General features: G+C 61.4%; 19 protein-coding genes and 1 riboswitch. Of the genes, 11 read left to right on the forward strand and 8 right to left on the reverse strand.

Annotated features, from left to right (window positions below; translation table 11 throughout):
• Positions 1-44 precede the first annotated feature (44 nt).
• The gene (locus tag ACODSJ_RS14435; protein ID WP_489102365.1) at positions 45-332 is read left to right on the forward strand and encodes a PA4642 family protein; all 288 of its coding nucleotides are present in this window, start codon (positions 45-47) and stop codon (positions 330-332) included.
• Positions 333-449: 117 nt separating this feature from the next.
• On the opposite strand, the gene mqo is transcribed toward ACODSJ_RS14435, so the two are convergent.
• A complete protein-coding gene (gene mqo / locus ACODSJ_RS14440; protein ID WP_489102366.1) occupies positions 450-1,958 on the reverse strand; it encodes a malate dehydrogenase (quinone) in 1,509 nt (502 codons plus the stop codon).
• Positions 1,959-2,697: 739 nt separating this feature from the next.
• Positions 2,698-2,931, reverse strand: a complete 234-nt coding sequence (locus tag ACODSJ_RS14445; protein WP_489102367.1) for a hypothetical protein — start codon at positions 2,929-2,931, stop codon at positions 2,698-2,700.
• 198 nt (positions 2,932-3,129) lie between these two features.
• Between ACODSJ_RS14445 and ACODSJ_RS14450 the strand changes: the two genes are divergently transcribed.
• Positions 3,130-3,714: a YajG family lipoprotein gene (locus tag ACODSJ_RS14450; protein ID WP_489102368.1), complete on the forward strand. Its 585-nt coding sequence runs from the start codon at positions 3,130-3,132 to the stop codon at positions 3,712-3,714.
• A 131-nt stretch (positions 3,715-3,845) separates the two neighbouring features.
• On the opposite strand, the gene ACODSJ_RS14455 is transcribed toward ACODSJ_RS14450, so the two are convergent.
• Positions 3,846-4,052: a hypothetical protein gene (locus ACODSJ_RS14455; protein ID WP_489102369.1), complete on the reverse strand. Its 207-nt coding sequence runs from the start codon at positions 4,050-4,052 to the stop codon at positions 3,846-3,848.
• 290 nt (positions 4,053-4,342) lie between these two features.
• Here ACODSJ_RS14455 and ACODSJ_RS14460 point away from each other — a divergent pair, with 290 nt between their 5' ends.
• Positions 4,343-4,624, forward strand: a complete 282-nt coding sequence (locus ACODSJ_RS14460; protein WP_489102370.1) for a hypothetical protein — start codon at positions 4,343-4,345, stop codon at positions 4,622-4,624.
• Between the two features lie 234 nt (positions 4,625-4,858).
• Here ACODSJ_RS14460 and ACODSJ_RS14465 read toward each other — a convergent pair whose 3' ends face one another.
• Positions 4,859-6,025 carry a 1-acyl-sn-glycerol-3-phosphate acyltransferase gene (locus ACODSJ_RS14465; protein WP_489102371.1) on the reverse strand — a complete coding sequence of 389 codons (1,167 nt, stop codon included), beginning with the start codon at positions 6,023-6,025 and terminating at the stop codon, positions 4,859-4,861.
• Between the two features lie 139 nt (positions 6,026-6,164).
• Here ACODSJ_RS14465 and ACODSJ_RS14470 point away from each other — a divergent pair, with 139 nt between their 5' ends.
• The 3 genes from ACODSJ_RS14470 (at position 6,165) to ACODSJ_RS14480 (ending at position 7,333) form a co-directional block, all read left to right on the forward strand.
• Positions 6,165-6,347: a CPXCG motif-containing cysteine-rich protein gene (locus tag ACODSJ_RS14470; protein ID WP_489102372.1), complete on the forward strand. Its 183-nt coding sequence runs from the start codon at positions 6,165-6,167 to the stop codon at positions 6,345-6,347.
• A gap of 11 nt (positions 6,348-6,358) precedes the next feature.
• Positions 6,359-6,619, forward strand: coding sequence for a putative signal transducing protein (locus ACODSJ_RS14475; RefSeq protein ID WP_489102373.1), 261 nt, complete (start codon positions 6,359-6,361; stop codon positions 6,617-6,619).
• 90 nt (positions 6,620-6,709) lie between these two features.
• Positions 6,710-7,333, forward strand: coding sequence for an SOS response-associated peptidase (locus ACODSJ_RS14480; RefSeq protein WP_489102374.1), 624 nt, complete (start codon positions 6,710-6,712; stop codon positions 7,331-7,333).
• Between the two features lie 75 nt (positions 7,334-7,408).
• Here the strand turns inward: ACODSJ_RS14480 and ACODSJ_RS14485 are convergent, their stop codons facing one another.
• Positions 7,409-9,547 (reverse strand): methyl-accepting chemotaxis protein, encoded by a 2,139-nt coding sequence (locus ACODSJ_RS14485; RefSeq protein WP_489102375.1) that lies wholly within the window; start codon positions 9,545-9,547, stop codon positions 7,409-7,411.
• A 218-nt stretch (positions 9,548-9,765) separates the two neighbouring features.
• On the opposite strand from ACODSJ_RS14485, the gene ACODSJ_RS14490 reads away from it, so the two are divergent.
• On the forward strand, positions 9,766-10,581 hold the full coding sequence (locus ACODSJ_RS14490; RefSeq protein ID WP_489102376.1) for a M48 family metallopeptidase: 816 nt from the start codon (positions 9,766-9,768) through the stop codon (positions 10,579-10,581).
• A 125-nt stretch (positions 10,582-10,706) separates the two neighbouring features.
• On the opposite strand, the gene ACODSJ_RS14495 is transcribed toward ACODSJ_RS14490, so the two are convergent.
• From ACODSJ_RS14495 to ACODSJ_RS14505, 3 genes are all read right to left on the reverse strand, one after another.
• Positions 10,707-11,291: a TMEM165/GDT1 family protein gene (locus ACODSJ_RS14495; protein ID WP_489102377.1), complete on the reverse strand. Its 585-nt coding sequence runs from the start codon at positions 11,289-11,291 to the stop codon at positions 10,707-10,709.
• Between the two features lie 89 nt (positions 11,292-11,380).
• Positions 11,381-11,500, reverse strand: a riboswitch (yybP-ykoY riboswitch).
• A gap of 53 nt (positions 11,501-11,553) precedes the next feature.
• Positions 11,554-12,552: a methyltransferase gene (locus ACODSJ_RS14500; protein ID WP_489102378.1), complete on the reverse strand. Its 999-nt coding sequence runs from the start codon at positions 12,550-12,552 to the stop codon at positions 11,554-11,556.
• A gap of 45 nt (positions 12,553-12,597) precedes the next feature.
• Entirely contained in the window at positions 12,598-13,563 is a 966-nt protein-coding gene (locus ACODSJ_RS14505) for a 2-hydroxyacid dehydrogenase (protein WP_489102379.1), read from the reverse strand.
• A gap of 221 nt (positions 13,564-13,784) precedes the next feature.
• Here ACODSJ_RS14505 and ACODSJ_RS14510 point away from each other — a divergent pair, with 221 nt between their 5' ends.
• The 4 genes from ACODSJ_RS14510 (at position 13,785) to ACODSJ_RS14525 (ending at position 19,842) form a co-directional block, all read left to right on the forward strand.
• Positions 13,785-14,414, forward strand: a complete 630-nt coding sequence (locus ACODSJ_RS14510) for a LysE family translocator (protein ID WP_489102380.1) — start codon at positions 13,785-13,787, stop codon at positions 14,412-14,414.
• Positions 14,415-14,558: 144 nt separating this feature from the next.
• Entirely contained in the window at positions 14,559-16,241 is a 1,683-nt protein-coding gene (locus ACODSJ_RS14515; protein WP_489102381.1) for a fatty acid--CoA ligase, read from the forward strand.
• Between the two features lie 336 nt (positions 16,242-16,577).
• Entirely contained in the window at positions 16,578-18,452 is a 1,875-nt protein-coding gene (locus ACODSJ_RS14520; protein WP_489102382.1) for a DUF1302 domain-containing protein, read from the forward strand.
• Between the two features lie 25 nt (positions 18,453-18,477).
• Positions 18,478-19,842 carry a DUF1329 domain-containing protein gene (locus ACODSJ_RS14525; RefSeq protein ID WP_489102383.1) on the forward strand — a complete coding sequence of 455 codons (1,365 nt, stop codon included), beginning with the start codon at positions 18,478-18,480 and terminating at the stop codon, positions 19,840-19,842.
• The last annotated feature ends 131 nt before the right edge of the window (positions 19,843-19,973 follow it).

Consider the following 19,973-nt stretch of genomic DNA (forward strand, 5'->3'; position numbering starts at 1 on the left):
GGGTACACTGCCTGCCCCGTGAACTGTGCGAGCTGGAGCCGGCAATGCGTAAAGACAAGAAACAAGTGATTGGCGATGAGATTGGTGACGAGCAGATCAAGCTGTTTCTCAATTTCGAACCGATCGATGCCACCTCGCCGTCGCTGCACAAATTGATCAAGGGCTACCGTGGCCTGCGGATCGACGATTTCGAGCGATTCCTGACGTTCTTCGTCGAAGCCGGCTACGACCTCAATGGCAAGGATGAGCGCGGCAACGATTTCGTGGCACTGGTTCGCGACCAGCGTAATGCCGAGGAATACATCGAGCTGGTCAACAAGGCACGTGGCTGATTGATCCTGGGCCTGCTTTGCAGGCCGGCGGGAGCAAGCTCCCTCGCCACGATAGCTTCCCCATGAAAAAACGCCCCGCTCTGGGAAAAGAGCGGGGCGTTTTTTAATGCCGTCGAATCAAGCGTAGTTTTGGGCTTCGTTGCTTTCTTCAACCAGCTCCAGCGCGACGTTGTTCTGCGCGTTGATCTTGCGATACAGCGCAGCGTCGGTTTCCAGCACTGTTTCCCGGGCCGGGAAGATTTCCGCGAGCTTGGCCGCCCACTCGCCCTTGGCCTTGCCTGGGAAGCAGCGTTCGATCAGCTCCAGCATGATCGACACGGTGACCGAAGCGCCTGGCGAAGCACCGAGCAGGGCGGCGAGGGTACCGTCCTTGGCAGCCACCAGTTCGGTGCCGAACTGCAGGATCCCACCTTTCTTCGGGTCTTTCTTGATGATCTGCACCCGTTGGCCGGCCACTTCCAAGCGCCAGTCCTCGGCTTTCGCTTCGGGGTAGAAGCGACGCAGGGAGTCCAGGCGTTGCTCCATGGACTGCATCACTTCGCTGATCAGGTATTTGGTCAGGTCCATGTTGTCCCGGGCCACGGCCAGCATCGGGCCGATGTTGCCGGCGCGTACCGACAGCGGCAGGTCCATGATCGAACCGTGCTTGAGGAACTTGGTGGTGAAGCCGGCGTATGGCCCGAACAGCAGGGATTTCTTGCCATCGACCACGCGGGTATCCAGATGCGGCACCGACATCGGTGGCGAACCCACTGCGGCCTGGCTGTAGACCTTGGCCTGGTGATGCTTGACCACTTCCGGGTTGTCGCAACGCAGCCACTGGCCGCTGACTGGGAAGCCGCCGAAGCCCTTGCTTTCCTCGATGCCCGAGGCTTGCAGCAGTGGCAACGCCGCGCCGCCGGCGCCCAGGAACACGAACTTGGCGTCGACGTCACGGCTGGCGCCGGAGTTGACGTCCTTGATGGTCACGGTCCAGCCATCACCCTTGCGCTTGAGGCCGGTGACGCGCTTGCAGTATTTGACCTGGGCGTCGGGGGCGCTGGTCAAGTGCTGGAGCAACTGGTTGGTCAATGCGCCGAAGTTGACGTCGGTGCCGTTCATGACGCGGGTGGCGGCGACGACTTCGTCGGCCGGACGGCCAGGCATCATCAGCGGCATCCACTCGGCCATCTTGGCTTTGTCTTCGGTGTATTCCATGTCGGCGAAAGCGTGATGCCGGTGCAGCAGTTCGAAGCGCTTCTTGAGGAACGAAACGCCTTTCTCGCCTTGCACGAAGCTCAGGTGCGGCACCGGGGCGATGAAGGACTTCGATGAGCCGAACGTGCCTTTCTTGGTCAGGTACGTCCAGAACTGCTTCGACACCTCGAACTGGGTGTTGATGTGCACGGCTTTCTTGATGTCGACACTGCCGTCGGCGGACTGGGGCGTGTAGTTCAGCTCGCACAGTCCGGCGTGACCGGTGCCGGCGTTGTTCCATGGGTTGGAGCTTTCCGCGGCCCCGGAGTCCATCAGCTCGACGACTTCCAGCGAAATCGCGGGGTCGAGTTCCTTGAGCAGTACGGCCAGGGTGGCACTCATGATGCCGGCCCCTACCAGAATTACATCGACTGCTTCGTTATGCGCCATTTAACGCGTCTCCAAAATCTGCAGCACCAAATTGTCGGCATAGCGGCCAGGAGTGGCGGGGCAGGTTGGTTGCGCCCCAGGTTATCCATGGCCAGGATCGCCATGTCCGAATCTTCGTCATTTTTCGCAACTACTGCGGATGCATGCAGCCTGGCCTCAAAAAGTGCTATGAACTCATTTAAGCGCCGGGCAGGCAATTCGACTTATGGCCGAGACATCCGTTCGTGCAACCAAATCCGTAGCGGACAGGCTTCAGGCGCCGGTTCTTGAGCGATATCCGGTCCTATGTCGTTGGGCTGTTTCAGACGCCAATGGTGCTTGTTCAGACGCAAAACTCTTCATTTGCTCGCCACACTCTCGTGAAGTTGTGAAAACCCGTTTTTTCACGCTCTTTTGAAGACGTGAACCTCAAAAAAGGGCTGTCCCAGCCTGGCACTGCGCCCGGTTTGGTTGCCCCCATGTAATACATGACAGGCAAAACGGGCAGACAGCTCAGTGACCGAGCGTAATGACAGCTCTGCAGATTCGTGAAAAGCGGTGTTTTTGCCCGGAAACAGCAAGCGCGCCAGCTTCACTCGATCTGTGTGGGCGGCTCTCTGTGGGCGTTGCGGGGTGCCAATACCAGCGCATCAGCGGTGTTGCGGGGCCCGATCAGGAGACGTCCTTATAATCGGGGGGAGATTGTATCGAAGAAACGCACGGAAATGGTCGTGTTTAATGACTTTTATTAGCTGTCCGGTCAGATGGTCAACAACACTCGATGGCGTGCGCGAGTGCGAAGCGGCTGCACGCGGGCGCTGGCGGGCAGTGGCTGGTGCAACCAGTTGAGGCGGATTTCTTCGATTTCCACCCAACCTTCGCCCATGGGCTGCAGGCTGCATTGCTTGAAGGCCTGGCAGTGACCGTTGCGGTCCAGCAGTGCGAAGGTGCGATGGTGAGGACGCGGGGTGAACAGCGAAATAAGGAAGCGCATGATCGGATACCGGGTCAGGGAGCTTGCGACAAGCCTGACAGCGGGCGATGACATACCGGTGTAAGGCGCGTGACAACGCGGTGACAGGAACCGGCCTTCCGGGCACGTGTCATACATCTCGATAATCATGCTAGTTCGCCGCCATGGCGCGCCGCTATACTGCGGGTATTGTCAGTGCCCGATTCTGGAGAGATAAGCATGTTGCAACGCCTGTTGTTCGGTTTGATCGCTGTGACCACTCTGACGCTCGTCGGCTGTGCCCATAGCCCGCAACAACTTAATCCCGAGCCTCGGCTCAACGCCCAACTGGCGCCTGTGGGTCATGGCCAGCCGGTGGTGGTGCGGGTGGTGGACGGTCGTCCGTCGCCGACCCTCGGCACCCGTGGTGGTCTGTACCCGGAAACCAGCGTGATCACGGTGCAGGGCGCGCAGATCCTGCCCAAGCTGCAAGCCCAGGCTGAAGCCGCGGTACGCCTGCTGGGCTTCACCCCGACGGCCAATGCGCTGAACGCACCGCAGTTGACCGTGACCCTGGCCGAGCTCAAGTACCAGTCGCCGAAGGAAGGCATGTACGTGACCGAAGCCACCATCGGCGCGACGTTCCGCTCCGACGTGCAGAACGCCAGCCGTCGCTACAGCGGCCGCTATGGTGCTTCGCTGGACCAGCGTTTCGGCATGGCGCCCAACCAGGACACCAATACCAAGCTGGTCAGCGACGTATTGAGTGATGCCCTGACTCGCCTGTTCAAGGACCCGACCATTGGTCAGGTGTTGGCTGAGTAAGTAGCAGACCCCTCATATTCCTGTGGGAGCGAGCCTGCTCGCGATAGCGGAGTGTCAGTCACCTCAATGCTGACTGAGCCGCCATCGCGAGCAGGCTCGCTCCCACAGTTTTTTTCGCGGACAAGAAACCCTCACGCCGCCTGGGAATACAGCGCCAGCACGCTGATCCCGGTCAGCAGGTCGGTCTCCGGCAGGTCCTCATGTGGATGGCCGCCCAAGGCGCAATACACCAGCCAATGCCGGTCCTGGACGTTGAAGGACAAACTGTCGACGAGGTTCTGTTGTTCGTCGCTCGGGCTGATGAGATAGAGACGATCCTGGTTTTCGGCGTGGAGCATGACGGGGTCCGTGCGGGTTCGAAGGGCGACAGGGTGGCCTAATCAGATGACGAAACCGTGACGTCAAGAGCAGCCCATAGCTCTGCCTGCCGCAACGAAGCTCTGTGGGAGCAAGGCTTGCCCGCGATAAAGGCGCCTCGGTCCTCGATAAACCGCATCAGCTTCATCGCGGGCAAGCCTTGCTCCCACAGGTCGGAAAAAATAGGGCAGGGGCGCAGGCTTTCGGTAGAATCCGCGCCCTGTTCATAGGTCACGGGCGTGCCCTGTCCATCTTTCGCCTGAGGTTCGTGATGTCGCTGCATCTGTTCTCGTTGTTCGCCACCCACCCCGCCAAACTGATCAACCTGCTTGCCTTGCTGTTTGCCTGCCCGGGTGGTTGGGTGCTAGCTGCCACGCGCCGTCGTGAACAACGGGCACGGGCCTGCCTTGAGGCGCGCAATCGCGAAGGCAATGAACGCTTCGAAGCGCTGCTGGACCTGGCCACTCAGCGGATGAACCGGTTTTTCTACCGGTTTGGCTTTGGCTGCCTGGCGCTGGCGTTGCTGGTGTCGTGGATCAGTACGCAGTTCTGATGAAGTAGCTGTGGCACAAGCAAGAAATGCCAGGCAAAGATGCTTTTGTGGCGAGGGAGCTTGCTCCCGCTGGGCCGGTCCGCGTTCGGGCGCAGCAGCCCCTTTCGAACGGTCAACCCAGATCCCTGGCTTAACCCCAAGCCTGTTTTGCGATTGCTGCGCACTGGTGCGCCAGCCCGGTCGAGCGGGAGCAAGCTCCCTCGCCACAGGAGCTCGTGTCCTCAGAGCTGTCGCTTAAAGCGCCAACCCCGCCTTGACCCGATACTGATTGCGCACCGGCGTCGCATATTGCAGCACCAGGAACGGACGGTGTTCCGCCGGGCAGGCATCCAGCCGGCGTTGCCATTCCTGCTTGGCCTTGGCCAACTCATCGGCACCAAACACCTCGGCCGCCGTCGGCACCTGCAGTTGCGGGTCGGCATCGGTCCATTGGGCGTAAGCCAGGTAATGCACCGGGAACAGGCGATAACCGCCGAGGATCTGCCGGTCCATTTCCTGGGCCAGTTGCTTGGTGTCTTCGAACAGCTCGGTAATCGGCGCGGCGAAGTTCACATGGACGCGACCCTTGTAGCCGGTGATGCCCGTGGCGATGCTCACGTCATCTTCGCCCGGAACCTTGGTGTAGGTGCCGGTGGTGGCGCGGATGTACAGCTCGCGGGCCTTGGCCTGGTCGCAGGGGTCGTATTCGTAGCTGATGGACACCGGCGTCAGGTTCAACGACTGGATGACCTCGCCGAACGGCTCGTCCTTGCGGCTCATGTGGAACATCTTGAGGATCGCCGATTCGGTACGGTCGTCGCCGTCCTTGGCGCGCCCTTCGGCCTGGGCGATCCAGATCGAGGCGCAATCGTTGCGGATCGAATGGTTGATGTACGCCGACAGCAATTGATACGCCGCCATTTTTTCCCGTCGCCCGGTGATGGAGCGGTGCACGATGAAGCTTTTGTTCAGGCGCATCAGGTCGCTGACAAACGGCTTTTGCAACAGGTTGTCGCCAATGGCGATGCGCGGCGTCGGCAGGCCGGCGTGGTACACGGCATAGTTGACGAAGGCCGGGTCCATCACGATGTCACGATGGTTGGCGATGAACAGGTAGGCACTGCCGGACTTGAACTGCTCCACCCCGGTGTAGGTCACGCCGTCGGTGGCGCGCTCGATGGTGTGGTCGACGTAGAACTCCACTTTGTCTTGCAAAGTGGCCACGGAGGTCACACCGGCAAACTCGCGCCGCAATCTTTGCGCTATAAGAGGTTTGAGCATCCAGCCGAACGCGCCGGCCAGGCGCGGGAAGCGGAAGTGGGTGAGGATATCTAGAAACGCCTTGTCGCCGAGCAGCCGGGCCAGCACCGCTGGGACTTCGCTGTCGTCGTAAGGTCGGATGGCATCGAATTCGCCCATCATGCTCTCTTGTAGGAAACGGCTAGGGTAAGTAAAGGTTGGATCAAAAAAACGACAGGGCACCGCCTGGAAAACACACCAGACAACAATAGCCCTGCAAATAGACCGGCGATTATACGCACAAGTCACCTGGGAGACCGCGATGCTGGAAACCGCTCTTTATGATTGTCCGTACTGTGGTGAGGAAATCGAGACGTCCGTTGACTTGTCGGGAGGGGACCAGATCTACATCGAGGATTGTCAGGTCTGCTGCAAGCCGGTGAGGTTCGTGTTGCAGGTCCATGGTGAGGAGTGGCATCTGGAAGTCTTTGGCGAAAACGACTGACGGGGGCGTCCATGCAAAGAATCTACGAGCTGGAAAGCCTCATGGAAGGCGAATTGCTGCAGGGCATGCTCGCCAGTGAGGGGGTCACGGCGTACCTGGTGGGGCGTGACCTGCTGGGCGCCGTCGGCGAATTGCCGATGCAGGGCCTGCTGGGGCTGGCGGTGGATGACGCCCAGGCGCAATACGCCCGAGAGCTGATCGCCGCCTACAATGCCGCGCTGCCGCTGCCGGGCGATGAGCCGGATAACTACAGCGGCACGCTGGTCTGTTAGGCTTTGCACGAATAGTGCCTGATCGCCGCTCGGCGACTTTTCGTACAAACCCAAGGCTGACGGCCGTTCGATCAAGAGTCATGTTGCCCCATGTGTGGACGTTATGCCCTGTTTCGCTGGAACCCCGCCTTTGCGGCCTTGCCCGGTTTTCCCGCCGACCAGAAGGCCCAGTGGAATATCTCGCCCAATGATTCGGTGCTGATGTTGCGCGCCGACGCCGAGGGCCAGCGCGAGCTGGCGCGGGCCCGTTGGGGCCTGACGCCGGCGTGGCTGACTGACCTGTCCCGCACCCCGGCCCATGCCCGGGCGGAGACCGTGGCCGAGCAGCCGATGTTCCGCGAAGCCCTGCGCCTGCGTCGCTGCCTGCTGCCGGCCAACGGTTTCTATGAATGGCGTGGCGGCACGCGCAAGCGTCCCTACTGGCTGACGCCGGCCGAGGGGTCGTCGCTGTTCTTTGCCGCGATCTGGGAAGCGTATCCGGTGCAGGAACAGGTGTGGCTGAGCACTGCGGTCATCACCCAGCCGGCGGCGGGCCAGCGCCGCCCGTTGATCCTGGACGAAGAAGGCCAGCGCCTGTGGCTCGATCCCGAGACACCCCTTCATGCCCTGCAAGGCCTGCTGGCCAGCGAACCGGCGTCACTGCGCGAGCGAGTCCTGGCCAACCTGGTCAATGATCCGAAACTCAATGGGCCGGAGTGCCTGACCCCGGCTTGAGTTCGCGGTGCCTGGGCTGGCCTCATCGCGGGCAAGCCCGCTCTCACATTGGAATGCTCGCGATGGGCCTTTGGATCAGACCCGGAACTGATTGATCAACCGCCGCTGCTGTTCCGCCAGTTTGGTCAGCCCGGCGCTGGCTGCGCTGGATTCGTCGGCGCCGCTGGCCACTTCGTTCGCCACTTGCCCGATGTTGATGACGTTGCGGTTGATGTCATCGGCCACCGCGCTCTGTTCCTCGGCGGCGCTGGCGATCTGGGTGTTCATGTCGTTGATCACCGACACGGCCTGGGTGATTGTCTCCAGGGCCTGGGCTGCTTTCGCGGCGTGCTGCACGCTTTCATCGGTGCGCTGCTGGCTGTCTTCCATCACCCGCACCACATCCCGCGTACCTTGCTGCAATTGCTGGATCATCGACTGGATTTCTTCCGTGGCCTGCTGGGTCTTCTGCGCCAGGTTGCGCACTTCGTCGGCGACCACGGCAAAGCCCCGGCCCTGTTCACCGGCCCGGGCCGCTTCGATGGCCGCATTGAGGGCCAGCAGGTTGGTCTGTTCGGCAATCCCGCGAATGGCAACGAGGATCGCATTGATGTTCTCGCTGTCCTTGGCCAGGGTTTGCACCACGCCCACGGCCCGGCCGATTTCCACGGCCAAGGTGCCGATAGAGGTCGAAGTGTCCTGCACAATCTGCATGCCCTGGCTGGCTGCCTGGTCGGCGTGGCTGGCGGCTTGGGCGGCCTGGGTTGCGTTGCGGGCCACGTCCTGGGCAGTGGCGGTCATTTCGTGCACGGCGGTGGCCACCTGATCGATCTCCACCATCTGTTTATGCACGCCCTGGTTGGTGCGGATCGCGATGTCGGCCGTGTGCTCCGAGGAGTCGCTGACACTCTGCACCGAGGTCACCACTTGGGTGATCATCCCCTGCAATTTGCTCAGGAAGGTGTTGAAACCCCTGGCAATCGCACCCAGTTCATCGGCGCGGTCGCTCACCAGGCGCCGGGTCAGGTCGCCTTCGCCCTGGGCGATGTCATCGAGCATCGCCACCATTTGCTTGAGCGGCCGGGCAATGCCATGGCCCACCAGCCAGATCACCAGCAGACCGATACCGGCAATTACCAGGCCCACCATGGCCATGCCGAAAATGTCGGCCTGGCGCTGTTGGTCCAGGTCCTTTTGCAAGGCTTGCAAGTCGGCCATCACCGCGCTCAGCGGCAATTGCAGCATCAGTGTCCAGCGGGCCTCGGTCTGGCCGATGCCGAACGGCAAGTAGAGGGCGATGTTGCCGTGGGCTTCATCGATGTCGTAGCGCGCCTCGCCGATGCCGAGTCGGGCCACGTCACCCAGCTTGCTGGCGTCGAGTACATCGCTGGCCTTTTCCCCGAGTTTGCCCGGGTCCTTGGTGTACGCCACCAGCCGGTTGTTGCTCGACAGCAAGGCCATCTCCCCGGCGCCGTTGTAGAGCTTGCTGTCGGCCGCCACGAGCATGTCCTGGATGAAATTCACCGACAGGTCGGCGCCGACGATGCCTTGGAACTTGCCATCGATCATGATCGGCTCGATGAACGAGGCGAGCATGGTCATGGTGTCGCCGACGCGATAGGGGGCCGGGTCGATCACGCAGGCTTTCTTGCTGTCCCGGGAGCACAGGTAGTACTCACTGGCGCGGATGCCGGTGGAGAGCCGTTTCTGGTCGGTCACGTCAGCGAGTTTTTCCAGGCCCAGGGTGCCGTCCTGGTTGCGAAACCACCACGGCAGGAAACGCCCGTTGGTTTCCATGCCGAGCACTTGGCTGTTCACGTAGCGGGCGTCGTCATGGTCGACGGCGTTCGGCTCCCAGGCGATGTAGGCGCCGAGGATCTTCGGGTTGCGCACCACGGTTTCGCGCAGCAGGCTGATCAGTTGCTCGCGAGGCACCTTCAACTGCGGGTTGCCGTCCGCGCCGTTCATGCCCATCAAGGCATTGCTGGTGGCCAGGCCGCGGGCGAGCAGCAGCGGCGCCTCCAGTTCCCGTTGGATCTGGCTGGCCTGGGTGCGGGCGAGGGCGTTGAGGCGTTGCTCAATGAGTTGCTCGAACTGCGCCTTGGCCCGCTGCTGCACCATCTCCTGGGTGCGGGCGCCAGCAAACAGCGCGTACAGCACCAGGGCTACCACCACGCTGAGGACGATGGCGCCGGCCAGGGCGGCCACGGAAAACTGGATCGATTTGAATTTCATAGAAGCTCCGGACGCGAAATGACGTCTGGAACCTGTATCGGCGTTTCGCAGGCCCGGCATGAGGCCCGGCTCGTCGGATGACTCTTTTGGCGATGTGAGTGTCGCAAATGGGCTGGGTGGGATCTGTCCGAAAAAACGGTAATCCCTCGTTGTGTATCTGGCGCCGATACAAATCAACGCCTAGGATACGCCGATGTTTCCAGGGAGCTTCTTTTTGTATGAAAAAGACATTGATGGTGAGTGCATTGAGCGCGGCTTTGCTGCTCGCCGGTTGCCAGTCGGTCAACACCACCAGCGGCGGAGCCGTGGGCGTGGAGCGCAAGCAGTACATGTTCAGCATGCTGTCGAGCGCGGAGGTCAACCAGATGTATGCCCAGTCTTATCAGAAGACCGTGGGCGAGGCGAACACCCAGGGTGTGCTGGACAAGAGCAGCAACGATGCCAAGCGCCTCCAGACGATTTCCGATCGACTGATCGCCCAGGCCCCGGTGTTCCGTCCGGATTCGGCGCAATGGAACTGGGAAGTGAACCTGATCAAGAGCGACGAGCTCAACGCCAACTGCGGTCCTGGCGGCAAGATCATTTTTTACACCGGATTGATGGACAAACTGAAGCTCACCGATGCCGAGATCGCCGCGATCGTGGGCCACGAAATCGCCCACGCCTTGCGTGAGCATGGCCGTGAAGCCATGTCCAAGGCCTATGGCATCGAAATGGCCAAGCAGGGCGCTGGCGCCTTGTTCGGCCTGGGCCAGGACAGCCTGGCGCTGGCCGACACCGTGGCCAACTACGGCATGACCTTGCCCAACAGCCGTGAAAACGAGAACGAAGCCGACCTGATCGGCCTCGAACTGGCCGCTCGTGCGGGCTACGACCCGAACGCCGCGATCACCCTGTGGAACAAGATGGCCAAGGCATCGGAAGGCGCACCACCGGAATTCATGAGCACCCACCCTTCATCGAGCAGTCGCATCGCTTCGTTGCAGGCGGCGATTCCGAAGGTGATGCCGCTGTATCAGCAGGCGCGCAAGTAAGGCTCGTTGTGGGAGCAAAGCTTGCTCGCGACAAGGGCGACGCCGATGTCAATCAGACCGCGTCATCGTTTATCGCGAGCAAGCTATGCTCCCACAGTTATCCCGGCTAAGGGTGTGGCACAGCCTCAAACCCAGCCACTGCTCTGCATCGCCTTGTACACCGCGACAACCGCCAGGACGAAAAACGCCGAGGCGGCCAGGCGGCGGATCAAGGTCAGGGGCAGTTTTTCGGCGGCGAAATTGCCCGCCAGTACCACCGGCACGTTGGCAATCAACATGCCCACCGTGGTGCCCAGGATCACCAACCACAACTGCGAGTACTGCGCGGCGAGCATCACCGTAGCGATCTGCGTCTTGTCGCCGATTTCCGCCAGGAAGAACGCAATCAGCGTGGTCAGGAACGGACCGAATCGGCGAGCCGTGGTGGTTTCTTCATCGTCCAGCTTGTCCGGGACCAGGGTCCACAGCGCCGTGGCGGCGAAACTTGCCGCGAGGATCCAGTGCAAGACCCCGTCCGAAAACAGATTGCCGACCCAGGCGCCCACCGCGCCGGCCGCTGCATGGTTAGCCAGGGTGGCGGCGACGATACCGGCGATGATCGGCCAGGGTTTGCGAAAGCGAGCTGCCAGGATGAGTGCGAGCAGTTGCGTCTTGTCGCCGATTTCGGCCAGGGCAACGATGGCGGTGGGTACGAGGAAAGAGTCCAGCATCAGGTGATTCCTAGAGGGGCGGGTCGACACGGCTATGACACGTACAGCCTTCCCGCCCCGGGTAAGGTGTGCGTGTCATAGGTCTTGTCAAACCCAGCGACCTTTTGGGGACGCTTGGGTCGCATGCGCCATGGTCTGTGGACCAAGTATGTTGACGCATGCCGGACGAGCAGGGCGCTCGTGGGAGACTACTCCCCTAGGACGGTGCGGATTCTGCCTAGGCAAATCCGATTGGGCAAGTGCTACTTCATGGAAAATTGCTTCAGCCGCGCCGGGCCTGGTAAATGCGAAAGCCCTGGCCCTCGGCCTTGATCGTGCACGGCCCCAGGTGCTCCTCGATCAATGGCTGGTACTTGAGGAAGCTGTTCGCCACCAGTCGTAGTTCGCCGCCATTTTTCAGATGTTTGCCGGCTTTTATCAACAAGTTCTCCGTGGCTTGGTAATCGGTGTGCACGCCGGTGTGGAAGGGCGGATTGCTCAGGATCGCATTCAACCCCATAGGGGCTGCGTCGATTCCGTCACCGGTCAACACCTCGGCTTCCAAACCGTTGGCGGCCAGGGTCAGGCGGCTGCTGGCGGCGGCAAAAGCGTCTACGTCCAGCAGCGTGAGCGTGTTGTGCGGGTAGCGCCGCTTGATTGCCGCCCCCAGCACACCGGCGCCGCAGCCAAAATCCAGCACGTGACCACTGGGCAGCTTGTCGAGGTGTTCCAGCAGTAACGCCGTGCCGCGATCCAGGCGACCGTGGCTGAACACGCCTGGCAAGCTGACCACCTTCAAGGGGCCTTCGGCCAGGGGCAGTTCGTAGGTCTGCGCCAGGCTTTGCAGGGGCTTGGCTTCGGGTGCGGTGGCGACGGTGACCTGCCAGAGCTGGCAATGCCGCGCGCTGTCGAGCTTGCGCGGTTTGCCGAGCGGGTTGAGCTGCTTGGACGCGCCTTCGATGCCGCTGCGCTTTTCGCCCACCAGGTACACTTCGCGGCCGGCCAGGCGCGCGGCTACGGCGTTGAGCAGGTAGTCGGTCAGGTCCTTGGCCTTGGGCAAGAACACCACGGCGCTGTCGAATTCGCGCTGCGGTGCGTCGACACCGAAGTGGCAGCGCCCGGGGAAGCGGGCCTCCAGCGCCGCCTGATCACCCGCGTGCCAGCACCAGCCATGGGCGTCGGGCAGGCGGCCGAGCAGGTCGTCGGCGGGCAGGCCGGCCAGCAAGACCGAACCCTGGAATAAGTCGGCCTGACGAAGCAGTACTTCACTGCGCGGGTCCATGGTCTGCTCCTTGAGAATGCGGGTAAAAAAAAGGGCGGCAGTTTATCAACTGACGACCCGGCGCGCTGTACCGTTGAAAAAGCCCTGGGCGTTTTCGCTCATTTGCCCGACGATCCGTTGCCGTGCTTCGCGACTGCCCCAAGCGTTGTGGGGCGTGACGATCAGGCGGGGGATGTCGGTGGCCAACAATGGGTTGCCGTGGGTGGGCGGTTCCACGCTCAGCACGTCGGTCGCGGCACCGCCCAGGTGACCGCTGCGCAGTGCGTCGGCCAGGGCCTGTTCGTCGATCAGGCCGCCGCGTGCCGTATTGACCACGAAGGCACCCGGCTTGAGCAGCGCCAATTCCCGGGCGCCGATGAAGTTGCGGGTGTGCTCGTTGAGCGGGCAATGCAAGGTCAGGGCATCGACTTGCGACAGCAATTCGTCCAGCGGCAAACGGTCCGGGCGAGCAGGGCGTCCGGGCACCTGGCCCAACAGCACGCGCATGCCAAAGGCCTCGGCCAATCGCCCGACGGCGCTGCCCAGTTCACCGTGGCCGAGCAAGCCGAGGGTCTTGCCTTCGAGTTCGACAATCGGATAGTCCAGCAGGCAGAACTGCGACGCCTGTTGCCAGCGACCTGCGCCCAGCGCTTTCTGGTAATCGGCCAGGCGTGTCGCCAGGTTCAGCAACAGCATGATCGTGTGCTGGGCCACCGACGGCGTGCCGTAGCCCTGGCAGTTGCACACAGTGATGCCGTGGTGGCGGGCGGCAGCCAGGTCGACGTTGTTAGTGCCGGTGGCGCTGATCAGGATTAGTTTCAGGTCGGGGTTGGCGGCCATGGCCTGCGCATCGATCACCACTTTGTTGGTGATCGCCACCGTGGCGCCCTTGAGCCGTTCGATCACTTGGTCCGGCGTGGTCCGGGCGAACAATTGCAGTTCGCTGAAGCAGTTGCGCAGCGGGCCCAGGTCCAGGTCGCCGAGGTCCAGGGAGGGGTGATCGAGGAAAACGGCGCGGGCGGTGTTCGTCATCAACTGTACCTTTTAACTCAAGAATCGAAGGCGTAATGTGGCGAGCCTATCAGATGAATTGCGGCCGTGGCGTCATATACCCTGTGGCGAGGGAGCTTGCTCCCGCTGGCCTGCAAAGCAGGCCCCGGTATATTGCATGCGACCGCTACGCAGTCGAGCGGGAGCAAGCTCCCTCGCCACAGAATTTCATCCAACAAAAGAGTGTCGCAAGGAGCCCCACCATGTACCTCACCGAGTTCCTCACCGTCGCCCTGATCCACCTGCTGGCCGTGGCCAGCCCCGGGCCGGATTTTGCCGTGGTGGTGCGTGAAAGCGTGACCCATGGCCGGCGCGCCGGCACCTGGACCGCGCTGGGGGTCGGTACGGCGATTTTCCTGCATGTTGGCTATTCGCTGCTGGGCATCGGCCTGATCGTGTCGCAATCGATCGTGCTGTTCAACGCCCTGAAGTGGGCCGCCGCTGCCTACCTGCTGTACATCGGCTTCAAGGCGTTGCGGGCGCAACCGGCCAAGTCGACCGAGGACAACCTCCACAAGGAGGCCGGCGAACGCACGGCTCGCGGCGCGTTCACGGCAGGCTTCGTCACCAACGGCCTGAACCCCAAGGCCACGCTGTTTTTCCTGTCGCTGTTCACTGTGGTCATCAATCCCCATACCCCGCTGGCGGTCCAGGCCGGCTACGGCGTGTACCTGGCGGCGGCGACGGCGGCCTGGTTCTGCCTGGTGGCGATGCTGTTCAGCCAGCAGCGGGTGCGTGCCGGTTTTGCCCGCATGGGTCACTGGTTCGACCGGACCATGGGCGCGGTGCTGGTGGCCATTGGCGTGAAACTGGCGTTTACCGAGATGCATTGACCGAGCCTGGTCAGGTCCCATGGATGGCCCAGGGCTAGTATTTACGCACTGATCAAATCATTCCTTTGGCTGATTTGATCGGTGTATAAGCGCTCTAGAGTGCTTACTTCCAGCCACGACCGTGCAGTCAGAAAAGGGATTCTTATGTTGCAGACTCGCGTTATTCCTCCCGCCGAAGGCGCTTATCAATACCCGTTGCTGATCAAGCGGCTGCTGATGTCCGGTACGCGTTACGAGAAAACCCGCGAGATCGTCTACCGCGACCAGTTGCGCTACAGCTACCCGACGTTGATCGAGCGGGTGGCGCGCCTGGCCAATGTGTTGACCGAGGCCGGGGTCAAGGCCGGTGATACCGTGGCGGTGATGGACTGGGACAGCCATCGCTACCTGGAATGCATGTTCGCCATCCCGATGATTGGCGCGGTGATCCACACCGTCAACGTGCGCCTTTCGCCAGAGCAGATCGTCTACACCATGAACCACGCCGACGACCGCTTCGTGCTGGTCAACAGCGAGTTCGTCGGGTTGTACCAGGCGATTGCCGGGCACCTGACGACGGTGCAGAAAACCTTGCTGCTGACCGACTTGCCGGAAAAAACCGCCGACCTGCCCGACCTGGTGGGCGAATACGAGCAACTGCTGGCCGCCGCCAGTCCTGTCTACGACTTCCAGGACTTCGACGAAAACTCCGTTGCCACCATGTTCTATACCACCGGCACCACGGGCAATCCCAAGGGCGTGTACTTCACCCATCGCCAACTGGTGCTGCACACCCTGGGCGAGGCGACGATCATGGGCGCCATCGACAGCGTGCGGCTGCTCGGCACCAACGACGTGTACATGCCGATCACGCCGATGTTCCACGTTCACGCCTGGGGCCTGCCCTACGTGGCGACCATGCTCGGGCTCAAGCAGGTCTACCCGGGCCGCTACGACCCGGAGTTCCTGGTCCAGTTGTGGCGCACCGAAAAAGTTTCCTTCTCCCACTGCGTGCCGACCATCCTGCAAATGCTCCTCAACGCCAAGGGCGCCCAGGGCACCGATTTCGCCGGTTGGAAAATCGTCATTGGCGGCAGCGCCCTGAACCGCAGCTTGTACGAAACGGCCAAGGCCCGGGGAATCCAGCTCACCGCAGCCTACGGCATGTCGGAGACCGGCCCGTTGGTGTCCTGCGCCCACCTCAACGAGGAGTTGATGGCCGGCAGCGAGGACGAACGCACCACCTACCGGATCAAGGCCGGTGTCCCTGGGCCCCTGGTGGAAGCGGCCATCGTCGATACCGAAGGCCGCTTCCTGCCGGCCGACGGCGAGACTCAGGGCGAGCTGGTGTTGCGTGCGCCCTGGCTCACCGAAGGTTATTTCCGCGAGCCGCAGAAGGGCGCCGAACTCTGGGCCGGTGGCTGGCTGCACACCGGCGACGTTGCCACGCTCGACAGCATGGGCTTCATCGATATCCGCGATCGCATCAAGGACGTCATCAAGACCGGTGGTGAATGGATCTCGTCCCTGGACCTGGAAGACCTCATTAGTCGTCATGCGGCGGTACGCGAGGTAGCAGTGGTCGGCATCCCCGATCCGCAGTGGGGCGAGCGGCCGTTTGCCTTGGTGATTGTTCGCGAAGGGCATCAGATCGGGGCGCGCGAGGTCAAGGAACACCTCAAGCCGTTCGTTGAGCTGGGGCACCTGAGCAAGTGGGCGATTCCGAACCAGATAGCCCTTGTTACAGAAATTCCCAAGACCAGCGTCGGCAAGCTCGACAAGAAGCGCATCCGCGTCGATATCACCGAATGGCAGAGCAACAACAGCACCTTCCTCTCGACCCTCTGAACACGCCTGCCGTGCCTGAAAAGGGCGCGGCAGAGCCATCGAGCCTGCATTTTTCTTGTCAAACCGCAGAAATCAGCCATCCTTGCCGGGCCGACATCCGTCGGCCTGACAAAAGGAATGTTCCAGAGTGGGCGCGGGCTGCAAATCACACTTTAGAGGGATCAAGCCGTACTACCTGCTGGCTATAGTCCGCGTCAGAAATTTCAAAAACGGTACGGTCGTACTAAACGACCGATACAGCTTTGGGCGTAGGGCGGGGGTATGCCATTCCAGCCGCTCAAAGTGTTCTTTGAACGTTCTGCCTGCCATAACAATAAAGCACATGGAGTAGCGTCGATGACCTCAGCAACCACCTTCTGGCGCCGGGCAAAATTGCCTCTGGCGGTCAGTCTCGCCTCTTCGCTCGCCGGCCCTGCATTCGGCGTCAGTTTCAACATCGGTGAAATCGAAGGCCAGTTCGATTCGTCCCTGTCGGTGGGGGCAAGCTGGTCCACCGCTAACCCGAACAAAGACCTGATCGGCGTCAACAACGGCGGCCGAGGCCTTTCACAGACCTCCGATGACGGTCACCTGAACTTCAAGCGCGGGGAAACCTTCTCGAAGATCTTCAAGGGCATCCACGACCTGGAGCTGAAATATGGCGATACCGGTGTGTTCGTGCGCGGCAAGTACTGGTACGACTTCGAGCTCAAGGACGAGGGGCGTGAGTTCAAGGACATCAGCGACAGCAACCGCAAGGAAGGCGCCAAGTCGTCCGGCGGGCAGATCCTCGACGCGTTCGTCTATCACAACTATTCCATTGCCGATCAGCCGGGCTCGGTCCGCCTGGGCAAGCAGGTTGTCAGCTGGGGTGAAAGCACGTTCATCCAGGGCGGCATCAACTCCATCAACCCCGTCGACGTGTCCGCGTTCCGTCGTCCGGGGGCCGAGATCAAGGAAGGCCTGATCCCGGTCAACATGTTCTACGTGTCCCAAAGCCTGACCGACAACCTGTCGGCCGAGGCCTTCTACCAGTTGGAGTGGGACCAGACGGTTGTGGATAACTGCGGGACGTTCTTCTCCCAGCCGGATGTGATTGCCGATGGGTGTTCGGATAATTTGCGGGTGTTGAATAAGCGTTCAACAATTCCTGGTGCTGCCTTGCCGGCCTTGGATACATTCGGCGTAGATGTCAATGAGGAAGGAGTATTGGTGCGCCGTGGTCCAGATCGCGATGCCCGTGACAGCGGCCAGTGGGGCGCGTCCCTGAAGTACATGTTCGAACCTCTGGACACCGAGTTTGGTGCCTACTTCATGAACTACCACAGTCGGGCGCCGATTTTCAGTGCAACCGGAGCACCATCCCAGTTCTACACCATGCCGTTGGGAGGGTTGGCGGGGCTGCGTCCGCTGATTGTGGCGGGTAACTCCAACTACTTCGTTGAATATCCTGAAGATATTCGTCTCTATGGCTTGAGTTTCTCCACGACATTACCCACCGGTACTGCGTGGAGTGGTGAGTTGAGTTATCGGCCGAACGCCCCGGTTCAGTTGAGTACCACCGATATCCTTTTCGCTGGTGTTCGACCAATCGTTGGGCCCGGGAATACTTTGCCTTTCGACAACGCTTCTCTGCTTGATGGCGTTCCGGGCCAGGATCTGCATGGTTACCGTCGCAAGGAAATCACTCAATTCCAAACTACCTTTACCCATTTTCTTGATCAGGTCATGGGCGCCAGTCGCTTGACCCTGGTGGGTGAAATTGGCGTGACACATGTGGGCGGCCTGGAAAGCAAATCGGACGTTCGCTACGGCCGTGACCCGGTATTCGGTCCGGGCGAGCTGCCCAATGGCTTCTGCAACACGCTCAACGCCTCGACGGCTGCAGGCGGCGGCCAGACTGCCGGCAACGTGAACAGCAACTGCAACAACGACGGCTTCACCACTGCCACCTCCTGGGGCTATCGCGCGCGCGCCATCTGGGAATACCCGGACGTCTTCGCAGGCGTGAACCTCAAGCCCAACGTGGCCTGGTCCCATGACGTCAAAGGCTACTCGCCTGGCCCCGGCGGCAACTTCGAAGAAGGCCGCAAGGCCGTCAGCCTCGGGTTGGATGCCGAGTACCAGAACACCTACAACGCGAGCCTGGCCTACACCAATTTCTTTGGTGGCGACTTCAGCACCGTGGACGATCGCGACTTCGTGGCGCTCAGTGTCGGCGTGAACTTCTAAGCACCGTATTTCAGGACGATACCTTATGAAAATAACCAAGAATCTGTTGCAGGTCGGCGTGCTGGGGATCTCCCTGCTGGCCGCCAGTGTCATGGCGGCAGTACCTGCCGCCGAGGCCGACAAGCTGGGCAAGAGCCTGACACCGATGGGCGCCGAGATGGCGGGCAACGCCAATGGCTCGATCTCGGCCTGGAAACCGATGGCCAAGAACGCGGGCAGTGTCGACAGCAAGGGTTTCCTGGCCGATCCATATGCCAGTGAGAAACCGCTGTTCACCATCACCGCGCAGAACGTCGACCAGTACAAGGACAAGCTCGCGCCGGGCCAGTACGCGATGTTCAAGCGTTACCCGGACACCTTCAAGATGCCGGTCTATCCGACCCATCGTGGTGCCACCGTGCCGGATGAGGTGTTCGCTTCCATCAAGAAAAACGCGGTCAACACCAAGTTGGTGTCCGGTGGCAACGGCCTGGAGAACTTCGAGACGGCCGTGCCGTTCCCGATCCCCCAGAATGGTGTGGAAGTGATCTGGAACCACATCACCCGCTACCGCGGTGGCAGCGTCACCCGCCTGGTGACCCAGGCCACGCCGCAACCCAACGGCTCGTACAGCCTGGTGTACTTCCGCGACCAGTTTGTGTTCCGCGACAAGATGAAGGATTTCGATCCGGCCAACCCCGGCAACATCCTGTTCTACTTCAAGCAGCAAGTGACCGCGCCGGCGCGCCTGGCCGGTGGCGTGCTGCTGGTGCACGAGACGCTCGACCAGGTGAAGGAACCGCGTTCGGCCTGGGTCTACAACGCCGGCCAGCGTCGTGTGCGTCGTGCACCGCAAGTGTCCTATGACGGCCCGGGTACCGCCGCCGATGGCTTGCGCACCTCCGATAACCTGGACATGTACAACGGCGCGCCAGACCGCTACGACTGGAAACTGGAAGGCAAGAAGGAACTGTACATCGCCGCCAACAGCCACAAGATCGATTCGCCACAACTCAAATACGCCGACATCCTCAAGGCCGGTCACATCAACCAGGACCTGGCGCGCTACGAGTTGCGGCGTGTCTGGCACGTGACCGCGACCCTGAAGGAAGGCCAGCGCCATATCTACGCCAAGCGTGACTTCTACATCGACGAAGACACCTGGCAAGCGGCGGTGATCGATCACTACGACGGCCGTGGCCAACTGTGGCGCGTCGCCGAGGCCCATGCCGAGAACTACTACGACAAGCAAGTGCCGTGGTACGCCCTGGAAACCCTCTATGACCTGCAGTCCGGCCGTTACCTGGCGCTGGGCATGAAGAACGAAGAGAAGTCAGCCTACGACTTCGGCTTCACCGCCTCCACCGCCGAATTCACCCCCAACGCATTGCGTCAGGACGGCATTCGCTAGACCGCTTTACCCGAGGCCGCATCCTCGAAGAAACGCCCCGACTGGTTCGGGGCGTTTTTTTGCGGGGCCACCATCACTGGACCTGTGGTAGGAGGGCACTGTGGGAGCAAGGCTTGCCCGCGATGCAGACG

It is taken from the genome of Pseudomonas sp. FG6, from assembly GCF_057809015.1.